The 24,514-nt window shown below is 68.6% G+C and carries 22 protein-coding genes; 3 read left to right on the forward strand and 19 right to left on the reverse strand.

Features of this window, described 5'->3' with window-relative positions; translation table 11 throughout:
- Positions 1–77: 77 nt before the first annotated feature.
- The 12 genes from RBB84_RS13420 to mftE form a co-directional block, all read right to left on the reverse strand.
- Entirely contained in the window at positions 78–431 is a 354-nt protein-coding gene (locus tag RBB84_RS13420; protein WP_006553525.1) for a hypothetical protein, read from the reverse strand.
- 65 nt (positions 432–496) lie between these two features.
- On the reverse strand, positions 497–2,458 hold the full coding sequence (locus RBB84_RS13425; RefSeq protein WP_006553526.1) for an acetoacetate--CoA ligase: 1,962 nt from the start codon (positions 2,456–2,458) through the stop codon (positions 497–499).
- A gap of 143 nt (positions 2,459–2,601) precedes the next feature.
- Entirely contained in the window at positions 2,602–2,871 is a 270-nt protein-coding gene (locus RBB84_RS13430; RefSeq protein ID WP_016932945.1) for a GlsB/YeaQ/YmgE family stress response membrane protein, read from the reverse strand.
- 145 nt (positions 2,872–3,016) lie between these two features.
- Positions 3,017–4,684 carry an AMP-binding protein gene (locus tag RBB84_RS13435; protein ID WP_006553528.1) on the reverse strand — a complete coding sequence of 556 codons (1,668 nt, stop codon included), beginning with the start codon at positions 4,682–4,684 and terminating at the stop codon, positions 3,017–3,019.
- A gap of 97 nt (positions 4,685–4,781) precedes the next feature.
- Positions 4,782–6,065 (reverse strand): MFS transporter, encoded by a 1,284-nt coding sequence (locus RBB84_RS13440; RefSeq protein ID WP_024101640.1) that lies wholly within the window; start codon positions 6,063–6,065, stop codon positions 4,782–4,784.
- A 263-nt stretch (positions 6,066–6,328) separates the two neighbouring features.
- A complete protein-coding gene (locus tag RBB84_RS13445) occupies positions 6,329–6,877 on the reverse strand; it encodes a hypothetical protein (protein ID WP_006553530.1) in 549 nt (182 codons plus the stop codon).
- 133 nt (positions 6,878–7,010) lie between these two features.
- Positions 7,011–7,535 carry a DUF779 domain-containing protein gene (locus RBB84_RS13450; protein WP_006553531.1) on the reverse strand — a complete coding sequence of 175 codons (525 nt, stop codon included), beginning with the start codon at positions 7,533–7,535 and terminating at the stop codon, positions 7,011–7,013.
- Between the two features lie 93 nt (positions 7,536–7,628).
- Complete coding sequence (gene adh / locus RBB84_RS13455) at positions 7,629–9,152, reverse strand: aldehyde dehydrogenase (RefSeq protein ID WP_006553532.1); 1,524 nt, start codon at positions 9,150–9,152, stop codon at positions 7,629–7,631.
- 66 nt (positions 9,153–9,218) lie between these two features.
- Positions 9,219–10,517, reverse strand: coding sequence for a helix-turn-helix domain-containing protein (locus RBB84_RS13460; RefSeq protein WP_033096085.1), 1,299 nt, complete (start codon positions 10,515–10,517; stop codon positions 9,219–9,221).
- A gap of 36 nt (positions 10,518–10,553) precedes the next feature.
- The gene (gene mftG / locus RBB84_RS13465) at positions 10,554–12,014 is read right to left on the reverse strand and encodes a mycofactocin system GMC family oxidoreductase MftG (RefSeq protein WP_033096086.1); all 1,461 of its coding nucleotides are present in this window, start codon (positions 12,012–12,014) and stop codon (positions 10,554–10,556) included.
- Position 12,015: 1 nt separating this feature from the next.
- On the reverse strand, positions 12,016–13,449 hold the full coding sequence (gene mftF, locus RBB84_RS13470) for a mycofactocin biosynthesis glycosyltransferase MftF (protein WP_006553535.1): 1,434 nt from the start codon (positions 13,447–13,449) through the stop codon (positions 12,016–12,018).
- A complete protein-coding gene (mftE, locus tag RBB84_RS13475) occupies positions 13,446–14,129 on the reverse strand; it encodes a mycofactocin biosynthesis peptidyl-dipeptidase MftE (RefSeq protein WP_019291273.1) in 684 nt (227 codons plus the stop codon). Before mftE ends, mftF begins: the two co-directional genes overlap by 4 nt.
- 97 nt (positions 14,130–14,226) lie before the next feature.
- Between mftE and RBB84_RS13480 the strand changes: the two genes are divergently transcribed.
- Positions 14,227–15,210, forward strand: a complete 984-nt coding sequence (locus RBB84_RS13480; RefSeq protein ID WP_033096087.1) for a GNAT family N-acetyltransferase — start codon at positions 14,227–14,229, stop codon at positions 15,208–15,210.
- Here the strand turns inward: RBB84_RS13480 and RBB84_RS13485 are convergent.
- Genes RBB84_RS13485 through mftA form a run of 7 tightly spaced genes read right to left on the reverse strand, consistent with a single transcriptional unit; the run spans position 15,185 to position 22,873 of the window.
- Positions 15,185–17,170, reverse strand: a complete 1,986-nt coding sequence (locus RBB84_RS13485) for a mycofactocin system FadH/OYE family oxidoreductase 2 (protein WP_033096088.1) — start codon at positions 17,168–17,170, stop codon at positions 15,185–15,187. The genes RBB84_RS13480 and RBB84_RS13485 overlap by 26 nt on opposite strands.
- A 2-nt stretch (positions 17,171–17,172) precedes the next feature.
- On the reverse strand, positions 17,173–17,985 hold the full coding sequence (locus RBB84_RS13490; RefSeq protein ID WP_024101647.1) for a mycofactocin-coupled SDR family oxidoreductase: 813 nt from the start codon (positions 17,983–17,985) through the stop codon (positions 17,173–17,175).
- A 50-nt stretch (positions 17,986–18,035) separates the two neighbouring features.
- On the reverse strand, positions 18,036–19,937 hold the full coding sequence (locus RBB84_RS13495) for a mycofactocin system FadH/OYE family oxidoreductase 1 (RefSeq protein WP_033096089.1): 1,902 nt from the start codon (positions 19,935–19,937) through the stop codon (positions 18,036–18,038).
- A 13-nt stretch (positions 19,938–19,950) separates the two neighbouring features.
- Positions 19,951–21,159, reverse strand: a complete 1,209-nt coding sequence (gene mftD, locus RBB84_RS13500; protein ID WP_006553543.1) for a pre-mycofactocin synthase MftD — start codon at positions 21,157–21,159, stop codon at positions 19,951–19,953.
- A gap of 23 nt (positions 21,160–21,182) precedes the next feature.
- Entirely contained in the window at positions 21,183–22,424 is a 1,242-nt protein-coding gene (mftC, locus tag RBB84_RS13505) for a mycofactocin radical SAM maturase (RefSeq protein WP_019291268.1), read from the reverse strand.
- Between the two features lie 19 nt (positions 22,425–22,443).
- Complete coding sequence (gene mftB / locus RBB84_RS13510; RefSeq protein ID WP_006553545.1) at positions 22,444–22,737, reverse strand: mycofactocin biosynthesis chaperone MftB; 294 nt, start codon at positions 22,735–22,737, stop codon at positions 22,444–22,446.
- Positions 22,738–22,777: 40 nt separating this feature from the next.
- Positions 22,778–22,873 (reverse strand): mycofactocin precursor MftA, encoded by a 96-nt coding sequence (mftA, locus tag RBB84_RS13515; RefSeq protein ID WP_006553546.1) that lies wholly within the window; start codon positions 22,871–22,873, stop codon positions 22,778–22,780.
- Positions 22,874–22,993: 120 nt separating this feature from the next.
- Between mftA and mftR the strand changes: the two genes are divergently transcribed.
- Together mftR and mftM are read left to right on the forward strand one after the other, a co-directional pair.
- Positions 22,994–23,659: a mycofactocin system transcriptional regulator gene (mftR, locus tag RBB84_RS13520; RefSeq protein ID WP_033096091.1), complete on the forward strand. Its 666-nt coding sequence runs from the start codon at positions 22,994–22,996 to the stop codon at positions 23,657–23,659.
- Positions 23,656–24,459: a mycofactocin oligosaccharide methyltransferase MftM gene (gene mftM / locus RBB84_RS13525; protein WP_006553548.1), complete on the forward strand. Its 804-nt coding sequence runs from the start codon at positions 23,656–23,658 to the stop codon at positions 24,457–24,459. The genes mftR and mftM overlap by 4 nt, the downstream gene beginning before the upstream one ends.
- Positions 24,460–24,514 lie beyond the last annotated feature (55 nt).

The following is a 24,514-nucleotide window of genomic DNA, read 5'->3' on the forward strand; positions in this document are numbered from 1 at the left end:
GCCCATGACATACGCATCGGTCCCAATCTACAGGGTGCCCACCCGGCGCCGACCAGCTGTCACCCGAGTGCGGACGATCACGTCCACGCCACGGCGATGATCACGTTGAGAATGCCCAGACCACCGGCGACGTGGGCGAGCGTCGCGGTCGAGCCGGGATTCTGCTTCTCCTTCCTCAGGCCGATGAACGCCACGACGAGCACGGCGAGGGCGACCAGCAGCTTGATGCCGATCTTCATGTGGTTCACCTCGACGACGTCCTGCGCCTCCCGCAGACCGACCAGGGCCAGACCCGTCACGACCTGCAGGATGGCGCCGTGCAGCATGCCGGCGACGACGCGCGGTTCCTTGATGACCGCGAGCCACGAACCGATGATGCCCGCGAGGCCGATGAAGTGCAGGATGAGGAAGATCTTGATGGCGATGTCCATGGGCGCAATCCGACCATTCGGGACGGGGACTGTCCAGTTAGGTGACGCTCATGGTGTGCCCCGGATCACGCCTGGTCGCGGTACCAGTCGAGCAGGTCGGGTTCGTCGATCGCGGTGCGGTCGACGACGCGGCCGGGATCGGCTCCCTGCAGGATCCGTTTGAGGGGAACCTCGAGCTTCTTACCGGTGCGGGTGTGCGGCACCCCGGGCGCGGCGACGATCTCGTCGGGCACGTGCCGGGGCGAGGCGTGCTCGCGCACGGCCGCACGGATCCGTTCCTTCAGGTCGTCGGTGAGCGTGACGCCCTCGGCGAGGACGACGAACAGCGGCATGCGGTACGTGCCGTCGGGTTGTTCGATGCCGAGGACGAGCGACTCGACGACCTCGGGCAGGTTCTCCACGGCCTGGTAGATATCGGCACTGCCCATCCGCACACCGTGGCGGTTGAGGGTGGAGTCGGACCTGCCGTGCATCTCGAAGGTTCCGCGCTCGGTGATCGTGATCCAGTCGCCGTGGCGCCACACACCCGGATAGACGGAGAAGTACGCATCGCGGTAGCGACTGCCGTCCGGGTCGTTCCAGAACCGCACGGGCATGGACGGCATGGGGACGGTCACGACGAGTTCGCCGACCTCTCCGCGCACCGGCCGGCCCCCTTCGTCGAAGGCGTCGACCGCCACGCCGAGGCAGGGCACCGAGATCTCCCCCGGCCACACGGGCACCGTGGGGACGGCGCCGACGAAGGCCGTCACGACGTCGGTCCCGCCGGAGATCGACATCACCTGCACGTGCTCGCCGGCGTTGTCCGACAGCCACGCCGACGACGAGGCGGGCAGCGTCGACCCGGTGACCCCGACGCCGCGGAGGGCCGACAGATCGTGGTCGTCCTGCGGGACGACACCGGCCTTGATGCAGGCCAGCACATAGCCGGGGCTCGTCCCGAGCACCGTGACGTTCTCCTCGGCCGCGATCCGCCACAGGCGATCGACCTCGGGATGGGACGGGGCGCCGTCGTAGGTGACGACGGTGCATCCCACGAGCAGCCCCGAGAGCAGGAAGTTCCACATCATCCAGCTCGGGCTGGTGTACCAGAGGAAGCGGTCGCCGGGACGGAGGTCGAGGTGCAGCGACAACGCCTTGAGGTGTTCGAGCAGCACACCACCGTGGCCGTGCACCAAGCCTTTCGGTGGGCCGGTGGTGCCGGAGGAGAAGACCACCCACAACGGATGGTCGAAGGGAACGGGTAGGGGTTCGAGAGCGGCGTCGCCGGAGACAGCGTCCCGCCAGTCCAGAACGGTCCCGGTCTGCCCGGACATGTCGAACCCGGACGTGTCGAACGATGTCTCCTCCTCCGACACGACGACCGTCAGGGCGAGGCCAGGCATCGCGGCGCGGAGTACGTCCACCTCGTCGACGCGGTCGTGCCGCCGTCCTGCGTAGCGGTATCCGGTTGCCGTGACGAGTGCTCGTGGTTCGAGTCTGCCCAGACGGTCGATCGCCGCAGGTGCGGCGTAGTCCTGTCCACATCCGGCCCAGACGGCCCCGATGCTCGCCGTGGCGAGCAGGGCGACGATCGCTTCGGGGATGTTGGGCAGGTAGCCGACGACACGATCACCCTCCCCCACCCCGTGCGCGCGGAGCGTCGCGGCGAGCGCGGCCGTCCGGCGTTCGAGTTCGGACCAGCAGACCTCGCGCCGGCGTCCCTCCTCGTCGAGGTGGACGATGGCGGCCTCGTCCGGGGGACGCTCCCGGAAGACGTACTCGGCGAAGTTCAGTCGCGCGCCCGGGAACCACACGGCACCGGGCATGGAGGCGTCGGCCAGAGCCGGGCCGGGGTCGGTGTGGGAGACGACGTCGAAGGCGTCCCACACTGCCTGCCAGAATGCGCCGGGCTCGTCGACGGACCACTGCCACAACGCCCGGTAGCCGGGCAGGTCGAGTCCGTGTCTCTCCTCGACGAACCGGGTGAATCCGGTGACGTTCGCCTGCTCGATGTCGACGTCCGTCGGAGTCCATTGCGGTTCCACCACAGTTCACCTCCCGGTCCGGGACCGTACCTGAACACGGACGAAGGCCCGCCCGGACCGGCCGGGAACCGTCGTGCACGGACGGACTGCCCGTGCACGGCGTCCGAGACGTCCGAAACGGAGTCTCGCGCGAGGACTCTCGGCTACCGCCGCTCGCGCGTCGCAGACGTGTAGATGAGGGTGAGCACCACAGCGACGGCGATGGAGATGATCCAGCGGATCCAATCGATGCCGGAGGTGTTCTCGTTCCCCTCGGACGAGATCAGACCCCAGATCCAGTAACCGATCAGCGCACCGATGATGCCGATGACGATGGTGATGAGCATCCCCATCGCCTGCTTACCGGGGATCACCAACCTGGCGAGGATACCGATGACTGCGCCGAAGATGATCGTGCCGATGATCTGTCCCATGGTGAGCCTCTCTGTTCGGCGCCGCACCCGGGGCGGCGCAACCTCGACGACCATGTACCCCATCAGTGTCGATCATGAACCCCTCACACGAGGCGGATTCGACGTGCCTGTCGAGTGAACATCCTTCTCCGGCAGGGCCGTGGTCTCACCGGCCCCCGTCCGCTCGTGTCGCCTCGAGCAAGGCGATCGCCTGCTCGCGCATCTCCACCTTGCGGACCTTCCCGGTCACCGTCATCGGGAACTCCTCGACCACGTGCACATAGCGCGGGATCTTGTAGTGGGCGAGCTTGCCGGTGCAGAACGTCCGGAGCGAATCGGCGTCGAGCGGTTCGGCGCCCTCGCGCATCCGGATCCACGCCATGAGTTCCTCGCCGTACTTCGTGTCGGGCACGCCGACGACCTGGGCGTCGAGGATGTCCGGGTGGGTGTAGAGGAATTCCTCGATCTCGCGGGGGTAGATGTTCTCCCCACCCCGGATGACCATGTCCTTGATCCGGCCGGTCACCGAGACGTACCCGTCCTCGTCCATGACGCCGATGTCGCCGGTGTGCATCCAGCGGGCCGCGTCGATCGCCTCGGCGGTCTTGTCGGGCTGATCCCAGTAGCCGAGCATCACCGAGTAACCGCGGGTGCATAGTTCGCCGGGTTCGCCGCGCGGCACCGTCAGTCCGGTGACGGGGTCGACGACCTTCACCTCGAGATGCGGGCCGACACGACCGACGGTGCTCACGCGCCGCTCGATGCTGTCGTCGCTGCGGGTCTGCGTCGAGACCGGGGAGGTCTCGGTCATGCCGTAGCAGATGGAGACCTCGCTCATGCCCATCCGGTCGATCACCTGCTTCATCACCTCCACCGGACACGGTGATCCCGCCATGATTCCGGTCCGCAGACTCGACAGGTCGTAGTTGTCGAATCCGGGGTCGGCCAGTTCGGCGATGAACATCGTCGGCACGCCGTACAGCGACGTGCACTTCTCCTCGGCGACCGCACCGAGCGTCGCAGCGGGGTCGAATCCCGGCGCCGGCAACACGATGGTCGCGCCGTGACTCGTGCACGCGAGGTTGCCCATCGTCATCCCGAAGCAGTGGTACAGCGGGACGGGGATGCAGACCCGGTCGCGTTCGGTGTAGTGGCACAGCTCGCCGACGAAGAAACCGTTGTTGAGCACGTTGTGGTGACTGAGGGTGGCGCCCTTGGGGAAACCGGTGGTGCCCGAGGTGTACTGGATGTTGATCGGATCGTCGGGCGACAACGAGGCCTGGGCCGCGTCGAGCGGTGCCCGGTCCTCGGTGAGCGCGGCGCGGCCGGAGTCGACGAGTTCGTCCCACCGCGGCGAGTCGAGCAGGACGACGTCCTCGAGATCGGGGCAGTTGGGCCGGACGGTCTCGATCATCTGCGCGTAGTCGGAGGTCTTGAACGTCGGGGCGGACACCAGCATCCGCACACCGGCCTGCTCGAGGACGTATTGCAGCTCGTGCGAGCGGTAGGCGGGGTTGATGTTGACGAGGATCGCCCCGATCTTCGCGGTCGCGTACTGCACGAGCACCCACTGCCAGCAGTTGGGTGCCCAGATTCCGACGCGGTCACCCTTGGTGATGCCCGCCCGCAGCATACCGAGCGCGAGCACGTCGATGTCCGCGACGAATTCGGTGTAACTCCAGCGCTTTCCGGCGGCAGAATCGACGAGCGCCTCACGGTCGCCGAAGCGGGCGGCGGTGCGGTCGAGGTTGTCGCCGATGGTGTCGCCGAGCAGCGGGACGTCCCAGGCACCCTGGGTGTAGCTGGGCAGACGGTCGACGTCGAGGCCGGACATCGCATTCTCCTTCACGAGGCGGGGAAACGGCTGTGGTGGCGGTCGTCGGGCTGCTGCCGGACGACCGCCACCGGGGGTGGATCGGTGGGGCGGTGGATCAGAGGGCCCGGTCGCGGGTCTCCACGAGCGCCGCGGTGCAGACCAGGCTCACGAGGCCGATTCCGGCCAGCATGATCCCGATCGCGATACCGCCGTAGGAGGCGGCGAGCGGTGCGGCGATCATCGGCGGGATGGCGCCGCCGAGGACACCGGCGAAGTTGTAGCCCAGACCGGCACCGGTGTAGCGGTAGCGGGTCGCGAACATCTCGGGCAGCAGTGCTCCGCACGGCCCGTAGGCGATACCGAAGATCGCGAGGGTGATCATCATTCCGAGCACGAACGCAATCGGTGAGCCGGTGTCGAGGAGCGGGAACAACACCAGTGCCCAGACCACGGAGAAGGCGCACGAGACCATGATGACCTTCTTGCGCCCGAAGCGGTCGGAATACAGCGCGGACAGCACGATCGCGAGACCGAAGACGAGCGACGAGGCGATGCCCACCACCAGGACGAACGGCCGGTCGAATCCCAGCTCGGACGTCGCGTAGCTGGTCAGGTAGGCCGTGCCCATGTAGAAGAAGGCGAACATGATGGCCAGCGCGCCGCCGGCAAGGAAGATCTCCTTGGCCTGGTAGCGCAACGCGTCGAGGAAGGGCAGCCGGCGCGGGGCCTCGATCTCGGCGGCCGGGGCACTACGGCGGGCTTCCTGCTCCGCACGAAAGACAGGAGTCTCTTCGATGGCGAGGCGCATGTAGAGGCCGATGCCGACGAGAACGATGCTGAGCAGGAACGGGATCCGCCAGCCGTAGTTCAGGAAGGCGTCGTTGGTGTCGCCGAGGGCGAGACCGGTGAACAGGAAGGTTCCGCTCGACAGGGCGAATGCGATGGCGGGACCGAGCTGCGGGAACATCGCGTACAGACCGCGTTGGCCTGGTGGCGCGTATTCGGCGGTGAGCAGGGTCGCACCGGCCCACTCACCGCCCACTGCGAAGCCCTGGGCGAATCGCAGCAGCACGAGGATGATCGGGGCGGCGACACCGATGGTCTCGGCGCCGGGCAGAAGGCCGATGAGCAGGGTGGAGATACCCATCAGCAGCAGCGTGGAGATCAGCGTCTTCTTGCGTCCGATGCGATCGCCGAAGTGCCCGAACAGCATTGCGCCCACGGGGCGGGCGATGAAGGCGACGGCGAAGGTCGCGAAGGAGGCGACGGTACCTGCGGTCGATCCGAGCGCGGGGAAGAAGACCGTCGGGAAGACGAGCGCTGCGGCGGTGCCGTAGATGAAGAAGTCGTAGAACTCGATCGTCGTGCCCATGCAGCTGGCGACGGCGACGCGCCGGATACCGGGCCCTTCCTTCGAGGGGCCCGCGTGGCGGGGTGTGGATGGATCGGGACGCGAACGTCCCACCGGTCCGGCGACGGGGGGTTCGGCAGCCCCCGGGGTCGACACACTGGTCACGTGAGTCCTCCGTTGTCCGTTCGAACCGCGGGCGTGATCGCCTCGGCGGATGAACGAAACGTAGTGATGCCGGTCACCCCCGCACCACCCCCGAAAGGGGGGTAGAGGTGACCGGCATCACATAGTGCGCCGAACGAACGAAATTGTCAGCGGCCGGCGGCGCCCGCGATCTCCTGGCGCATCTCGCCCCACACGGAGGCGTAGGAGTCGATGTTGGCGGCCGTGGCCCACGCCAGCGAGCCGCCCTTGATCTTCTCCAGGGCCTCGGCGAACAGGTCCTGGTAGCGCGACAGGCGCGGCACGAACGCCGACACGTCGTCGAACAGACTCTGCGCCCGGCGGTCGAGGTCGATGAGGCCGTCGACGAATCCGTCGGCGTCCGCGTTCTCGAGGAGCGTGTTCAGCTCCTCGTCGAGCGGGAGGAACTGGTCGTAGAGCTCCGAGATCGAATCCTCGTCGATGGAGACCCGTTCGGCATCGAGCTGATCGTTCAGCTCGGAGGTGCCCTTGTCGGTGAGGCTGATGCCGCCGCCGTTCTCCGACGCCTTGCCCTGTTCGAGGAGCGCGGCCACCGCAGCCTGGCCGGCCGCCACCGACACACCGAGGTGCGCGGCGATCACCTCGGCAGTGACCTGCTTCTTCAGGCGCACCGTCTGCAGCAGTGCCAGTTCGTCCACGTTGCCTGCGAAGGCCATGCCCACTCCTCGTCGCACCCGCCGGGCGCCCACGTCGTCGTCCGGAATCCGGACGGATTCCGTCCCGATTCTGACGCACACCGGCAACCGGCAGGCGAGTCACCCTCCTCCCGATGGGATCACGCAGATGGGATCACGGGGACAGGCCGGGTACCGGGCACGCGTCGGCGGCCTCGGCGACCACGGTGGGCACATCGGACACGGCGGGCTCCACGCCGGCCTCCCGGTCCCGCCCGGTGAGTGGCCGGTGGGCTTCCAGGAGAGCCATTTCGTCGGAAGTGAACGCGCGCCCCCTACTGAGGAAACGCACCCCCTCCGGACTCTCGAGGCTGAACCCGGAGCCGCGCCCGGGCACCACGTCGAGGACGAGACAGGTGTGCTTCCACGCCTCGAACTGCGAACCGGAGATCCACACCGGCACGGCGTCCGCGCCGACCGGCGGATCGGAGCGGGTCTCCCCTGCCCCGAGGCGCAGGTCGAGGACTCCGAGGAGCACGTCGCAGTCGCCGACGACGAAATCGCCGTCGGGATAACACATCGGCGCGGAGCCGTCGCAGCATCCGCCGGACTGATGCATCATGAGCGGTCCGTTGCGCTGCGCGAGGCGGCGCAGCAGGGCGACGGCATCGACGGTCGCCACGATTCGCGGGACGGTCACAGGCCTGCCTTTCCGTTGGGGTGCACGGTGTTCCGAGCGTATGGCAACGGCGCCTGCCACGCCGTGCGGACGTGACAGGCGCCGAAGTTCGGATCAGAAGAAGCCCTGTGCCTTGGGGGCGTAGGACACCAGGAGGTTCTTCGTCTGCTGGTAGTGGTCGAGCATCATGTGGTGGTTCTCGCGGCCGATGCCGGACTGCTTGTAACCACCGAAGGCCGCGTGCGCGGGGTACTGGTGGTAGGTGTTCGTCCACACCCGGCCGGCCTGGATGGCGCGACCGGCACGGTAGGCGACGCCACCGTCGCGGGACCACACACCGGCACCGAGACCGTAGAGGGTGTCGTTGGCGATCGAGATCGCATCGTCGAAATCGCTGAAGGACGTCACGGACACGACCGGGCCGAAGATCTCCTCCTGGAAGATGCGCATCTTGTTGTTGCCCTGGAAGATCGTCGGCTGCACGTAGTAGCCGCCCGAGAGGTCGCCGCCGAGATCGGCGCGCTCACCACCGGTGATGACCTTGGCACCCTCGCTCTTGCCGATCTCGATGTACGACAGGATCTTCTCGAGCTGGTCGTTCGAGGCCTGAGCGCCGATCATCGTGTCGGTGTCGAGCGGATCGCCCTGGCGGACGGCCTTGGTGCGGACCGCGGCGAGCGAGAGGAAGTCGTCGAAGATGTCCTGCTGGATCAGCGCACGCGACGGGCACGTGCACACCTCACCCTGGTTGAGGGCGAACATCGTGAAGCCTTCGAGCGCCTTGTCCTGGTAGTCGTCGTTCGCCGACAGCACGTCGGAGAAGAAGATGTTCGGGCTCTTGCCACCGAGTTCGAGGGTGACCGGGATCAGGTTCTGCGAGGCGTACTGCATGATCAGCCGGCCGGTGGTGGTCTCACCGGTGAACGCGATCTTGCGGATGCGCGGGCTCGACGCGAGCGGCTTGCCCGCCTCCACACCGAAACCGTTGACGATGTTGACCACGCCGGGCGGCAGCAGGTCGCCGATGATCGAGATCAGGTGCAGGATCGACGCCGGTGTCTGCTCGGCGGGCTTGAGGACCACCGCGTTGCCGGCGGCCAGGGCCGGCGCGAGCTTCCACACGGCCATGAGGATCGGGAAGTTCCACGGGATGATCTGGCCGACGACGCCGAGCGGCTCGTGGAAGTGGTAGGCGACCGTCTCGGAGTTGATCTCGGAGATCGAACCCTCCTGCGCGCGGATGGCTCCCGCGAAGTAGCGGAAGTGGTCGATCGCGAGCGGGATGTCGGCGTTGAGGGTCTCGCGGATGGGCTTGCCGTTGTCCCACGACTCGGCGAGGGCGATCGACTCGAGGTTCTCCTCGATGCGGTCGGCGATCTTGTTGAGGATCACCGCGCGTTCGGCGGGCGAGGTCTTCCCCCAGGCCGGCGCGGCGGCGTGGGCTGCGTCGAGCGCGAGTTCGATGTCTTCCTCGGTGCCGCGAGCGACCTCGGTGAACACCTGGCCGGTGACGGGGGTGACGTTCTCGAAGTACTCCCCCTTCACCGGGGGCACCCACTGGCCACCGATCCAGTTGTCGTACCGGGACTGGAAGGACATGTGGGCGTCGGGCGAACCGGGGCGGGCGTACACGGTCATGTGCATCTCCTGCAGCGTCGAGCGGTCGGTATGTGATCCGAAACACTACGAACGCGAGGGTTGCAACTACGTTGCGAGCTGCCTGTCCAATCGGGTCAATGTGGCGTCGACCTGCGCGAAGCGGGGTGACCGGGGATCGATCGATGCCCGGTAGGCCGCCCAGGCGGTGATGTCCTCGCGGCCGTGGACGGACGCGGTCCATTGCGCGAGCAGATGCTCCTCGCCGCAGCGCAACAGCGCCGCCCGCACGCCCGAGCAGAGTTCGTCGCGGATCTCCTCGATGCCCGGCGCCACCGATCCGGGCAGGATCTCCCCGGTACAGAGGCGGACCGCCGAGGCCACGTCGCCGCGGTCGAGTGCGCGGCGCACGTCCGCGACATCGGTGTCGAGCGTGGTGAGCAGCCGATAGGGCCGCGATCCGAGGTGTTCGGCCCCGAGCACCTTGCGCAGGCGCGACATCTCGGCGCGGATGGTCACCGAGTCGAGTTCGTTCTCGTCGAGCAGCATCGCGAGCCTGTCGGAGCTCAGGCCTTCGGGGTGATCGGCGAGGATCAGCAGGATCTCGGCGTGCCGGCGGGACAGGCCGACGCGTTCGCCTCCGCGGTGCAGGGCGGGCCGCCCGGCGCCGATCGTCTCGATGCGCGGCGTCGCCGACGGGAACAACGGGCGGCCGCTCAGGGCATGCAACCGCAGTTCGGCCTCCGCCGCCGCGACCGTCGCGCGGACGAGTTGCAGGACCTCGGGCGCGGCGACGCGGTGCCCACCGGTGATGTCGATGGCACCGAGGACCCGGCCGCTGGTGGGGTCGTGCACGGGAGCGGCCGAACAACTCCATTCGTGCACCGTGCGGTTGAAATGCTCGGCGCCGAAGATCTGCACCGAATGATCCACGGCGAGAGCCGTTCCCGGAGCGTTCGTGCCGACGCGGTCCTCACTCCAGTCGGCCCCTTCGACGAAGCTCATCGACAGGGCGCGGTCGCGCGCGGCGTGATCGCCCTCGACCCACAGCAGCCGTCCCTGTCCGTCGGTGATGGCGACGAGCAGTCCACTGTCGTCGGCGTCCTCGACGAGGAGCTTGCGCACCACCGGGCGGATCAGCGACATGGGGTGGCCGGCGCGGTACTCCTCGAGGTCGTGCCCGGAGAGCAGTGCGGGTTGTTCGACGACGTCGGGATCGATGCCGCGCTGCAGGCTCCGGCTCCACGAGTCGCGGACCACCGAGCGCACCCCGTCGAGCCGATCCTTGCCGCGGGCGGAGACAAACGTGCCGTGCGCGCGCAGTACCGCACGTGCGTGCGCGGCCACGTCCGCTCCCGGGTCGAGTGCCACCCAGGGGTTGGTCGTCGCGATTCCACGATCCGTCATGTACCGGCGCCTCCTCCCCCGACACTGTAGTCGGGATCACACCGTGTGGGGCAGGGCATCCCTCGCGGTCGCGGCGATGCGGTGGGCGAGCATCACCGCGGTGGCGTGCGGCCCACGGCTGGGGACCTGCGGAAACACCGAGGTGTCGACGACGCTCAACCCCTCGATCCCGCGCACGCGGCACCACTCGTCGACCACGGCGTTCTCGTCGTCGCCCATCCGGCACGTGCCGGACAGGTGCAGGGACGTTCCGAGCCTGCCGCCGCGCGCGTCCACGCTGCCGGCCTCGACGACGCCGGTGGTCGCGGCGAGGAGGTCGGCGGCGAGCCGGACACCCTCCTCCAGAGCTTGCCGGTCGGCCGGGTCGGTCAGGTATCGATAGTCGAGCAGAGGTGGACGTCGCGGGTCACGTTCGTCGAGCACGATGCGTCCGCGACTGCGTGGGCGCGTCAGGACGACGCCGAGCACCGGATCGGCGACACCGCTGCCGGGGATCGCCGCACCGAATGCCGCGGTGTACGGGCGCAGTTCGAGGTTCTCGGTGTGCAGGACCGTCTCGAGCAGCAGCGTGTGCGACGGGAGGCCCGGGCGGAATCGGTACGGGACGGCGAACTCCGGATGGTCGGAGAAATCGCGGCCCACCCCGGGAAGGTCGTGCAGCGGATCGATGCCGAGCCGGCCCAGTTCGTCGGCCGGTCCGATCCCGGAGAGCATCAGCAGCTGCGGGGACCTCACTGCGCCTGCGGCGACGATCACGTGTCCGGCCGAGATCGTTCGTGGTCCGTCGGGTCCGGCGATCTCGACACCCACCGCGCGACCGCCCGCCATCACGACTCGGGTCGCGCTCACCCCGCCGGCGACCGTCAGATTCGGCCGGTCCAGGACGGGTGCCAGGTACGCGAGGAACGGACCCACTCTCGTGCCATCGCGCATGTTCGACGGAACCGCACCCACCCCGTCGGGTCCGGGAGCGTTGAGGTCGGCGACCGGTGCGAATCCCGCACTTTCGGAGGCGTCGACGAAGGCACGCGAGAGCGGATGCATCCGTTCGCGCGGCACCCTGGCGACCGGTATCGGGCCGGAACTTCCGTGCAGGTCGCCGGGGACATCCGTGTCGGTCTCGACGGCCCGGAAGGACGGCAGCACCTCCTCGTACGACCACGAGGCGGGCCACGACGCGAAGTCGTCCGGCCGCGCACGCACGAAGTACGCGCCGTTGACCGCGCCGGAGCCCCCGAGCACCCGGCCCCGCGTCACGGTCGCCTGGACGTCCGAGGTCAACCGTCCGGGAAAGTCCGCCGTCCACGGGCTCTCCGGACCAACCGGAAGGACGGCAGCGTCACGGATCTCGCGCGGAACAGCGGACGCCGACCCGAACGCCGTGCCCTCCTCGAGCAGCAGCACGGTGCGGTCCGGATCGTCGCTGAGCCCGGCGGCGAGAACGCAGCCACAACTTCCCCCGCCGACGATCACCACATCGGCGTGCGCCGGGATCATGTCACTTCCGGATGTCGGGTACGAGCGCGGCCGCCGTGCGGGCGTCGAGCGCACCCTTCCACAGCCCCGCGCCGTAGGCGAGGTCGTCGAGGCGCTTGTAGAGCAGGTACCGGACGGGATCGAGGCCGCCGCTCTCGCGGTGCGTCTTCCAGTCCCAGATGCCTTCGGCCACAGCGCAAGCCAGAACCGCCCGCCGAACCTTGCGGGAGAACACCGCTGCGACGACCGTGACCGGCCAGTAGTGCCGGCACACCGCCGACGCCACCTGCCACAGACCACCGGCGAATCCCTGGGCGGTGAGCAGCGCGGCGATGCGGTCGGGCCGGTCGAGTCCGGAGAACATCCGCCGCAACCGCACGAAGGTGACCACCTGGGTCAGCACCGCTGCGATCACCCCGACGCGGGTGAAGGTCGCGATCGCGACGCACGCGAGGAGCGTCCAGATCGACATCACCATCGGTGGGACGGAACCCGGATGCCGCTCAGCGAGCGGAGCCGCACCGGTTCCGTAGAATGCCTTGCGCGTCAACCACGTCCGGAAGCGGGTGCGATGGTCGTGCGCGACCCGCGAGATGGGCTCGTACCGCAACCGCCACCCCGAGGTCTGCAGTCGCCGGCACAGATCGACGTCCTCGGCCACGTGCATCGTCTCGTCGAAACCACCGCAGGCGACGAGCGCGTCGCGACGGACGAGCAGCGCCGCGCTCGGCACGTACGAGACGGGACCACCCGCGACCACAGCGGATTCCCGGCTGCCGAGGTCGAGCGACGAGCGTGCGTGCTCGTACTTCGCGAGCGCGCTGCTGTCGGGTTCGAGGGCCACGACGCGCGGCGCGACGAGTGCGACCGCAGGATCGGTGAAGTGCCCCAGTGATCGTTCGAGCCAGCCCAGCTGCGGCACCACATCGGAATCGAGGAAGGCGACGAATTCCGTTGCCACCTGCTGCAATCCGGTGTTGCGGGCCGCCGCCGGCCCGCGTGCGGTCTCGTGCCGGATCACCCGGACGCGACCACGTTCCGGCGCCTCGACCGGTTTCTCGGAACCGTCGTCGACGACCACGACCTCGTGCCCTTCGACAGCGGCGAGCAGACGGGCGAGGCCGGACGGATTGTCCTTGACCGGGACGACGACGGTGACGGCGGAACTCGGCGGCAGCTTCGTCGGCCGGGGGTTTCCGATGCCCGAGTCGAGCAGGCGTCGCGCGACCGCGGCGCTCTGCGCGTCCACCACCTCGACGAAGTCCTCGTCGATCATCGCTACGGCGGCGGGGGCAAGTGTGAGCATGCGCGTGGGCGATCCTCCGACGAGGACGCGTCCTCCGGCGAAGCTGCGCACCCGCGCGTCGATGCGCACACCGAAACCGTCGGGGAGCCGGGTCGCTGAGGGCTGCGCCGCCTCCGGGGACGTCGCCTGTGGAGTGATCGCCCGACTCACCGAAGCCTTCCTTCCGTTCCCGGCTGCCACCGGGCGACCTGTGCACTCGCCCGCTCGACCAGACTCGCGAACAGGCGCGCGCCGAGTTCTGCGGTGGCCTCGGTGGGGTCTCCCAGCACTCCGTTCGCGGACACCGAGACGATACCGGCTTCGCGCAGTCGTGGCATCAGTGCTCCGATCGGTTCCGTTGCGCCGACCGCGGCCCGCGTCATGTCGACCGCCCCGGGCGCCAGGTGCAGCAGCAGACTCGTCTCGGTGACACCGGCGTGGGCATCGGATCCGGGCACCGCGCACGGAAGCCAGGCAGCGTCGCGGCCTTCGTATCGCAGGAGGCTCACCGCCTCGATCAGCGGATAGGCGTTGCCGCCGTGCCCGTTGACGAAGACGACCCGCTTCGCCCATCGGCACACCGACCTGCCGTATTCGACGATCAGCGCCTTCGTCACCTCGGCTCCGATCGAGACGGTGCCGGCGAAACCTTCGTGTTCCCCGCTGGCTCCGTAGGGCAGGGGTGGCGCGAGGACCACCTCGGGCAGCTCGGCGGCGACAGCAGTCGCGATCCGGGTGTCGGTGTCGAGGGGAAGGTGTGGGCCGTGTTGTTCGAACGCACCGATCGGGACGGCCACCGTCACCCGGTCGGGTTCGATGTCCGTCCAACAGGCGTCGGCGAGCTCCCGCATCACCGCTCCGATGCTAAGGGTTTCGCGGGCGTGCACGAAACCCGGAGGTCTCGGTGGGTCCGCCCGGACGCCGAGATCCGGTCGGTACGCTTTCCCGGTGCTGATCGAACCTCGTCCGCTGGACGATCCGGACGTGCAGGACCTCATCGGCGAGGTCCAACTCGAATACGTGCGGAGGTACGGCGGACCCGACGACACCGAACTGGCGCCGCACGAATTCGAACCGCCACGCGGGGTGTTCCTCCTGGCGGTGGCCGACGGGGTTCCGGCCGGGATCGGCGGCTGGCGTGCACCGGAGCATTCGCATCGAGGGGTACGCGACGATGATGCCGAGATCAAGCGGATGTACGTGCGGGCGAGCATGCGGCGACGTGGTGTGGCAGCACGGGTGCTGGGTGCGCTGGAGCGCACGGCGACCGATGCCGGTCGCCGTCGCATGATCCTCGAGACGGGCAGCGAGCAACCCGAAGCGATCGCGCTGTACGCGAAGGCCGGGTACGTGCCGATGACCGAGCGCTTCGGGCTCTACGCAGAATCACCGACGGCGATGTACTACTGCAAGGAACTGCCCCCGATCCGTCCGGCGACCGACGACGACCTGCCGGTGCTGCAGGAGATCGAACGCGCGGCGGGCAAGCCCTTCGCCGAGATCGGGATGGCGTTCGTCGCCGACGACGATCCTCCGTCCGTCGAGGAGTTGCGCGCTCACCGGGACGCGGGCCGCTGCTGGGCGTGGTTCGACGAGCACGGACGAGCGGTCGCGTATCTCGTGGCCGACATCGTCGACAACGGCGTTCACATCGAGCAGGTGTCGGTGCATCCCGATCACGCGCGTCGCGGGATCGGCCGCGAGCTGATCGACCACGTCGCGGGGTGGGCGCGGGACGCCGGGTTCGGATCGCTGACGCTGACCACCTACCGCGACGTGCCGTGGAACGGCCCGTACTACGCGCGTCTCGGCTTCCGCACGGTCGCGGACGATGCCCTCTCCCCTGGTCTCACCCGGATCCGCGTGGAGGAACGGAAGCACGGCCTCGACCGTTGGCCGCGCATCGTCATGCGCCGCGGGCTGAAGACGTAAGAGCCAGGTCCCTGGCGGCCCGATCCCCCTCGACGATCGCGGCGTGCAGGCGGCGTGGCGTCACCGCGTCGCCCACACGGATCACTCTCGTGCCGGATGCCGAAAGCTCCTGCCACAGCTCGTCGACGGGATCCTGATGGGTGGCGACGACGACCGCGTCCACCGCGAGCGTCGCCGGTTCGCCGGTCGCGTGGTGGATCAGGGTGACCTCGGCGCCGTCCGGCAGGTCCACGACACCGCCGACGGCGACGCCGGTGAGTCGCCCGATCCGCTTGTCGTGGGCGCGGCGCAACCAGCCGTCGAGCTCGAGCGTCAGGCCGAGGTCCTGGCCCACGAGCATTCCCGGCGTGCACACCGTCACCGCACTCCCCCGGTCGGCCAGTAGTTCGGCGACCGAGGTCGCCTGGTGGAAACCGAGATCGTCGACGACGAGGACGCGGCCGGAGGGTGCGGCGCGACCGGTGAGCACGTCGCGCACGTCGCTCACCCGCGCCGACGAACCCGCCCAGGCGGGCCGGTGTGGGCGCGCACCCGTCGCCACGACCACGACGTCGGGCGCGAGCGCGTGCAGCGTCGCGGCATCGGCGGTCACACCGGTACGCACCTCCACTCCCCTGCGGCGGCACTCGGCGTCGAGGTGGGTCACCGCACCGAGCAGTTCGGCACGGTGCGGGGCTGCAGCCGCCTCACGGATCTGGCCGCCGGTGCACCGGTTCCGTTCGAGCAAGGTGACCGAATGTCCTTCTCCGGCAGCCGTTACCGCCGCCTGCAGGCCCGCGGGTCCGCCGCCGACGATGACGACCCGGTGCGGTACGGCGGGCGCGGCAGGAGCGTCGGATTCGTACCCGGCCTGGGGATTGACCGCGCACGCGATGGGACGGTTGAGCCCGACCCGTCCGATGCATTCCTGATTGCAGCCGATGCACGGCCGAATCTCGTCGTCGCGTCCGGAGAGGGTCTTGTTCGCGAACTCCGGGTCGGCGATCTGCGCGCGCACGGCGCCGACCAGATCGCATACTCCGTCGGCGAGCGCGGCACCGATCTGTTCGGGTCGGGTGAAGCGCCCGACCCCGACGACCGGCAGCGACACCGCCGCCCGGATCGCGTCGGGGACGAACAGGGAATAACCGTGCGGGGTGGACATCGGCGCTTCGACCAGATGCAACGTCTCGGTCGCGACGCCCACGGACGTGTTGAGGTAGTCGACGTCGCCGCTCGCCTCGAGCATCCGCGCGACCTGCACGGCGTCGTCGATACCGACACCGCCGTCGGTGCCGTCGTGACCCGTCAGTCGCACGCCCACGACACGGTCGCGCCCGACGGCCGCCCGTACCGCGGACACGACCTCGAGCAGCAGACGGGCCCGCCCGGCGAGATCCCCGCCGTAGCGGTCCGTGCGACGGTTCGTCGCGGATGCGAGAAAAGCGCGCAGGACGGATGCCTGGGAGCACTGGATCTCGACACCGTCGAAGCCGCCCTCGGCACAGCGGCGGGCGACGTCGGCGTAGCCCGCGACGAGTTCGGCGATGTCGGATTCCGTCATCACGCGTGGGACCTCGCGGAAGAGCGGGTCGGGCTCGGGGCTCGGCGCCCACAGCGGTTGCCCCGTGTACATCGAGGTGCCCTGCGCGCCGTTGTGGTTGAGCTGCGCGAGGATCCGCGTGCCGTGTCGGTGGACGGCGTCGGTGAGGCGGCGGTAACCGGTGACGATGTCCGGGTCCCAGCCCCGGATCAGTTTCTCGTAGGGCCGGTCCGAGGGGTGCACGGTGTGCTCCTCGGTGACGATCATCGACGCGCCGCCTCGGGCTCTGGCTTCGTAGTACGCGATGTGACGGTCGGTGACGGTGCCGTCGACCGAGAAGTTGGTCAGGTGCGCCGGGAAGACGATGCGGTTGCGCAGGCTGACCGGACCGATCCGCAACGACGCGTGCGGAACGGTGCCGGTCGCCGTGCGCGTCACCGTCAGACCTTCGAGTTGCCCTGGTCGATGGCCATCTGGCTGCCGGTGATCGTGGAGGCCCGATCGCTCGCGAGGAACAACACGGTCTCCGAGATGTCGTCGGGGTCGGCCGCAGGCTTCTCGGTGAGGATGGGGACGAAGTTCGGTCCCCACGACGGGTTCTTCTCGAACAGCTTCAGGACGCTGACGTCGGTGCCCATCGGGGTGTTCACGCCGTAGGGGTGGATGGAGTTGACCCGGATACGGTACGGGCCGAGTTCCTTCGCCGCTGCCTGCGTGATACCGACGAGGCCGAATTTCGCTGCCGCGTAGTTGATTTGGCCTGGCATCGCCTTGAGGCCCGCCACCGAGCTGACGACGATGATCGATCCGCCGTTACCGGCCTCGATCATCGCGGGGGCAGCGGCCTTGAGGGTCTTGAAGACACCGGTGAGGTTGATGTCGATCAGCTCTTCGAACTGGTCGTCGGGCATTTCCCAGAAGCGGTTCCAGCTGCAGATGCCGGCATTGGCGACCACCACGTCGAGTCGCCCGAACTGGGCGACGCCCTCGTCGACGACGGCCTTCAGTGCGGCACTGTCGCGCACGTCCGCGACACGGGCGAGGATCTTCCCGCCGGCCTCCTCCACGAGGCGGACCGTCTCGTGGAAGTCGTCCTCGGTGGCCTGCTCGTAGGTCACGTACTCCGATACCGGGGCCGCGATGTCGACGCCGATGACGGACGCGCCCTCACGCGCGAACCGGATGGCGTGGTTGCGGCCCTGCCCGCGCGCGATCCCGGTGATGAAGACGACCTTGCCGTCGAAATCTCCCATGTCGGCCCTTCCGTAGACCCAAATTAGAACGCGTTTCAGTGTGCCCCACGTTACAGCGCCGTGGCCACCCGGTATCCCTCTCGGACGGCCTCGCGCACGGTCCTCGGGGCCACCTGGTCGCCGATCGACCGCGATCCCGGCCACTCGGACACTTCTGCCGGTAACGGGGGTGCGCAGTCGACCAGGACAGCGCCCGCCACCGGCCTGGATTCCCCGGACACCCGGTCGACGAGCACGACGCCGTCGGCATCGACCGAACCGACCCGGCACCCGAGATGTCTCGCCACGCCCGCCCGCTGCATGCGGACGTCGAAGGCGACGAGGTCCCCCGTCGGCGCAAGTCGTGATCCGGCGACCGGGTCACCCGTCGCATAGTGGACCTCCGCGCCGCGCTCCACGAGACGGTCGACGACGGCACTCGCCACCGGACCACCCGTCGGATCCCACACGACCATCCGTGACGCAGGCGGCCGAATCCCCGACAGCACCTCCGCGGCGGTCGCGTACCGCTCGGGCTCGGTCACCGGAAAGGAGGGTGGACGTGGAAGCCCGCCGGTGGCCTGCACGACCTCCGCACCCGCGGCGAGCGCACTCTCGATGTCGGCAGCGCTCACTTCCGTGCCGGTACGGATGTCGACGCCGGACTCCAGGCACTGCTGTTCGAGCCAGTCGACGAGCGCAGCGAAGTCGGGCCGGCCACCGCGCGAGACGGCGGCGATCGTCCCACCGACCCGTTCGTCCGCCTCGACCAGGACGACACGGTGACCGCGCGTCGCTGCCACGCGCGCTGCTTCCAGACCGGCGGGTCCAGCACCCACCACGAGTACGTCGCGTGCGGAGTCCACCGGTCCGGGAGAGTTCCGTGTCTCGTCGCCGGCCTCCGGGTTCGCGATGCACCCCACGATCGGGTTGTGGAAGTCGTCGACGAGGCACGCCTGGTTGCAGCGCACGCAGGGACGCGGCCGACGACCGCGACGGACGGCGACGACGAGGTCGGGGTCGGCGATCTGCGCGCGGGTCATCTCGACCAGGTCACACGCACCGTCGGAGAGGGCCCGCTGCGCGTGGCCGGCGTCGACGATGCTGCCCTGCAGAGCGATCGGGACCGATCCGGAGATCTCGTCCCGGATGCGGCGGCACAGGTCGTCGTTGAATCCGGCGGCGACATGTGCGTCGGGCCGATACGACTCGGGTGAGAACAATCCACCGCGCACCACGGTGAGCAGGTCGACCGATGATGCGATCGCGCGGACGTATCCGGCGGCGATGTCGGGTGTGATGCCCGCCCACGGCGCGTTCTCGTCGCACGAGAGTCTCAGTGCAACAATGTGATCCGAGCCGATTCGCGCGCGAACGGCGGCGATCGCTTCACGCAGCAGCCGCAGGCGTTCGGTGCCGTATGCGTCGTCGCGACGGTTGGTCAGCCCGGAGAGGAACTGCCGCAGCAGCGAGGTCGGTCCGGCGTCGAGTTCCACTCCGTCGAGACCCGCTTCCGCGGCGACGACGGCAGCACGGGCGAAGGACTCGACGAGCTCGGCGATTTCACGCTCGATCGCCTCGGCAGGCAGTTCGCGTGTCACCGGATCCGGCACGCGCGAGGGTGCCCACAGCGGTGCCCGGGTCCACGCGCTCGAACCCTGCAGGCCGCGATGACCGAGGCCGGCGAGCACGAGTGTGCCATGCGGACGGCAGGCCTCGACGATCCGCCGGTAGCCGTCCCCGCAGCACTCGGCCAGCGGTGCGCGTTCGTAAGGGTGGTCGGACGGGTGCACCGACGCCGTCTCCGTGACGACGATCCCGCACCCACCCTGCGCACGTCGCGCGTAGTACGCGACGTGACGGTCCGAGAACGACCGGCCGTCACCGAGATTGGTGACGTGCGGACCGAAGATCACCCTCGACGGAGCGGTGCGTCCGGCGAGGGTGATCGGTTCGGTGAGCGCGGGGCTCATGCCGTCGGTTCGGTCAGATGCCGAGATCGCGGCGGAAGCCGTCCGGCACGAAGACGTCGTCGGGGGTGAGCTCGTGGATCGAGTTCTTGCCCAGACCCATGAGGGCGGAACCGATTCCGCCGGAAAGGATGTCGAGGACGTTCTCCACGCCTGCCTGACCGTTCGCGGCCAGACCCCACAGGTACGCGCGGCCGATGAGCACGGCCCTGGCGCCGAGCGCGATCGCCTTGACGACGTCGCTGCCGCGGCGGATACCGCCGTCGAGCAGCACCTCGACGTCCTTGCCCACCGCTTCGGCGATCGCCGGCAGGGCCCGGATCGGCGCCGGGGTGCCGTCGAGGTTGTTGCCACCGTGGTTGGACACCGAGATGGCGGTGACCCCGGCATCGACGGCGCGCTTGGCGTCGTCGACGCGCATGACGCCCTTGAGCATGAACGGTGCATCGCCCCACTGCTCACGCAGCCACGCGACGTCCTCCCAGGTGGGCAGGGGCGTGGTCATCCACTCGCCGTAGGCGCCGAAGAAGGTCGGGGCCTGGCCGTCCGGCGGTGTGAGGTTGGGGGTGGTCAGATCCGGCACGGCACCGGTCTTCGCCCATTCGAGGAGCCACTTGGGCCGGGTGATGCCCTCGGGGGCGAACTTGACCATCGCCTCGAGGTTCATCCGCTCCGGGATGGCGGGGCTGCCCCAGTCTCGACCGTTGGAGAACGACCAGTCCAGGGTCATGATCAGACCCTTCGCGCCCGCAGCGCGGGCACGTTCCATGCGTTGGATCAGCGTGTCGCGGCTGCCGACCCAGTACATCTGGAAGAAGGTCTTGTCGTTGACCGCCGCGACTTCCTCGATGGACTTGCTCGCGAACGACGACAGACCCATCGCGGTGCCGCGGGCGGCGGCCGCGCGGGCCACGGCGACCTCACCGTCCGGGTGCACGGCCTGCACACCGGTCGGCGAGATCATCACGGGCAGGGACACATCCTGTCCCATGATGGTCGTAGACATCTCCCGCTTGTCCGACAGTCCCGCGACGTGCGGGGCGAACCCGAGTTCGCGGAAGGCGGTGGTGTTGTCGTCGGCCGTGATGCCGGCCTCGGATCCGGCGACGAGTGCGCCGTAGACGGACTTGGGCAGGCGTTTACGGGCGCGCTGCTGTGCGATTGCGACGGTCTCGAACCATGGGTCCTGGGCCCACGGATTCTTCAACCAGGAAGGCTTGGCCATCGTCGGTCGTCTCCTCGGAAGATCTAGAGCCCTGCGAGCGGATTCTCGTCGCAGAACTTGGCGGGGGGCTTGGTGAGCAGGGTCAGCGGTACCGGTGCGGCCGGGGTGCGCCGTTCGGCGCGCTTGCCGGTGCGCGAGTGGTCGACGCTCGACTGCGGCACGGTGCGCTCGGCTTCGAGCGCGGACTGCCCGTAGCCCTGCACGCACTCGGGATCGGGTCCGTCCATCGGCAGGCCGGTGAAGAACTTCGCGGCCATACAGCCGCCGCGGCACGCGTCGAAGAAGTTGCACGAGCCGCACGCACCGGCGGACTGCGGTTCGCGCAGTTCGCGGAACAGCTCGGAGTTCTTCCACACCGACGCGAAACCACCGTCGGTGAGGATGTTTCCGGCGTGGAAGTTCTCGTGGATCGCGAACGGGCACGCGTAGACGTCGCCGACCGGGTCGATCAGGCACACCACGCGTCCCGCACCGCACAGGTTCAGTCCGGGCAGCGAGCCGCCGCCCTCGCCGCCGAAGGCGGACAGGTGGAAGAACGAGTCGCCGGTGAGCACGCCCTCGCCGTGGGCGACGAGCCAGTCGTAGAGCTGCCGCTGCTGCTCGTGGGTGGGATGCAGGTCGTCCCACACGTCCACGGCGCGGCCGGACGGGCGCAGTCGCGTGATGCGCAGGGTCGCGCCGTAACGGTCGGCGAGAGCCTTGAATTCGTCGAGCTGGTCGACATTCTGGCGGGTGACGACGACGGAGATCTTCGCGTCGCGGAAGCCCGCCTCGGACAGGTTCTCCAGGGCACGCACGGCCATCGCGAACGAACCCGGCCCGCGCACGGCGTCGTTGACCTCGGCGGTGGCGCCGTCGAGGGAGATCTGCACGTCGACATAGTCGGAGGCGGCCAGCCGGGCGGCGACCTTCTTGTCGATGCGCACACCGTTGGTCGAGAACTTCACGCCCACCTGGTGTTCGGTGGCGTAGTCGACGAGTTCCCAGAAATCGGATCGCACGGTGGGTTCGCCGCCGCCGATGTTGACGTAGAAGACCTGCATGCGCTGCAGCTCGTCGATGATCGCCTTGCACTGTTCGGTCGACAGTTCACGCGGGTCGCGCTTGCCCGACGAGGACAGGCAGTGCACACATGAAAGGTTGCAGGCGTAGGTGAGCTCCCAGGTCAGGCAGATCGGGGCGTCGAGGCCCTTCTCGAACTGGTCGACGAGGCGACCGACCTTCGGTGGGGCGGAGGTTGTGGGCGGTTCGAGCAGCGAGGTCATGGGCTGGTCCTTACAGACGTCAGACAGGAACGATCATGTGCGAATCGGCCAGGGTGCCCAGGGCACGCACGTAGGGCCGCTCGGCGTTCTCGTCGATCCCGTGCGCTCGCAACGCGTCTCGCACCGACCCGTGGTCGCCGAGGGATCGGACGACGTCGACGATGACGGTGTTCTTCAGGAACGACAACTTGCGGGTGCCGAAGTGGTAGAGCAACGCCCCGAACGGCTCGGGGCGAAGCGCTACCTGCGGGTGGAGCCGCCAGCCGGCACCCGGATCGAACATCTCGGTGTCCGTTGCTGTCTCGGTGTCCATTGCCAGGGGGGACACGTCGGTGGCTCCGGGCGCGGTCATGTCAGTACACGCCGCACATGCCGTCGATGGAGACCTCTTCGACGAGGGACTCCTCTATCAGATCGGATTCGATCACGGCGTTGTCACGATCGGACATGTTTCCTCCTCGGTTTCTTCTCCTGGATCGGAGCCGGTCGTCACAGCGGGACTTGCACTGTGAGACGGTTCACCACTGTAATGGCATCGAGTGCAGAATGTCACGCCTTCGGGAGGAAGAATGACGCGTAGTCGCGGGAAACCGTCCGCTCGGATAGGTCGCCGCCCGTCCACCACGAAGGAGGAACTCGCCGCAATCGGCATCGAGCTGTTCATGGAGGCGGGCTTCGACGAGACGAGCATCGACGACATCGCCGAGGCGGCCGACATCGCGCGACGCACCTTCTTCCGCTACTTCCCGTCGAAGAACGAGGTGGCCTGGGGAAACTTCGACGAACACCTCGCCGGCATGCGCGCGAGCCTCGAAACGATCCCCGAGGACGTTCCGCTCTCGGAAGCGCTGACCACCGCCCTGCACGACTTCAACACCTTCCCCGACAGTGAGGCCGAACGACACCGCGCGCGGATGGGTCTCATCCTGCACACGCCCGCGCTGCAGGGCTATTCGTCGGTGATGTACCAGGGCTGGAGACGTGTCGTCGCCGAGTTCGTCGCCCGTCGCATCGGGGCCGATCCCGACGACCACATCCCCCGCACCGTCGGCTATCTGCTGCTCGGTGTCGCGATCTCCGCCTACGAGGCGTGGCTCGACGAACCCCGATCGGATCTGCACGACTTACTGGCCACCGGGATGGGGACACTGACGGCCGGTCTCGACTACAGTGACCCGCACTCCCCTTCCACACCGCCCCCTTCCACACCTCCGAAAAAGGTTGCGAAACAATGACCCTGCTCGATTCGCTCGCTCCCTGCAGCCCGGGCCGGTGGACACACGATCACGTGACGGTCGAACGCGTACCCGCCGGGCCGCTGAACGTCCGGCGCGAGGACGACCGACTCCACGTCACGCATTCCCTCACGGCCGAGCAGATCAGCGAGCGACTCGTCGCCGAGGTCACCGCCTCGATCCAGGACATCGAGTTCGGTCAGGACGAGTTCGAGCTGACGATGGTGGGACTTGTCCGCTCCACGGTGCCCGGCGCCCTCGACTCGTGGGTCACCTACTACCGCAACTCGCTCGGCGAACTGCTCGACGGTACAGCCGATTTCGCGCCCATCCATAATCGGGCCGCCGAACTCGTGCGTGGGAGCGTGCTCGACCTGGGGTCGTGTTTCGGCTTCCTGCCGCTGCGGCTCGCCGCCGCCGGCACCACCGTCACCGCCACCGACATCCTGCCCGGCACGATGCGCCTGCTCGATGCGGTCGCACCGCGGCTCGGGCTGCACGTCGACACGCTCGTGTGCGACGCGGCGAACGTCCCGGTGCCCGACGGCAGCGCCGACACAGTCACCGCGATCCACCTGCTCGAGCACGTCGACGACGCCCTCGGTGCCACGATCCTCGCCGAGGCGCTGCGGATCGCCCGGCAGCGGGTGGTGGTCGCGGTGCCGTTCGAGGACGAGGCGACGGCCTGCCACGGACACGTGCGCACCTTCGACCTGCCCGCACTCGAGGAACTGGGCCGCAGTACGGGGCGTCCCTTCGAGGTGTTCGAACACCACGGTGGGTGGCTCGTCATCGGGTGATCCACCCGGGCCATCCGCCTGCCCGCCCATCCGTTTCCCGTCCGGCGACGAATAC

Origin of the sequence: Rhodococcus sp. D-6 (genome assembly GCF_040256695.1) — a bacterium.
Lineage (GTDB): Bacteria > Actinomycetota > Actinomycetes > Mycobacteriales > Mycobacteriaceae > Rhodococcus > Rhodococcus pyridinivorans.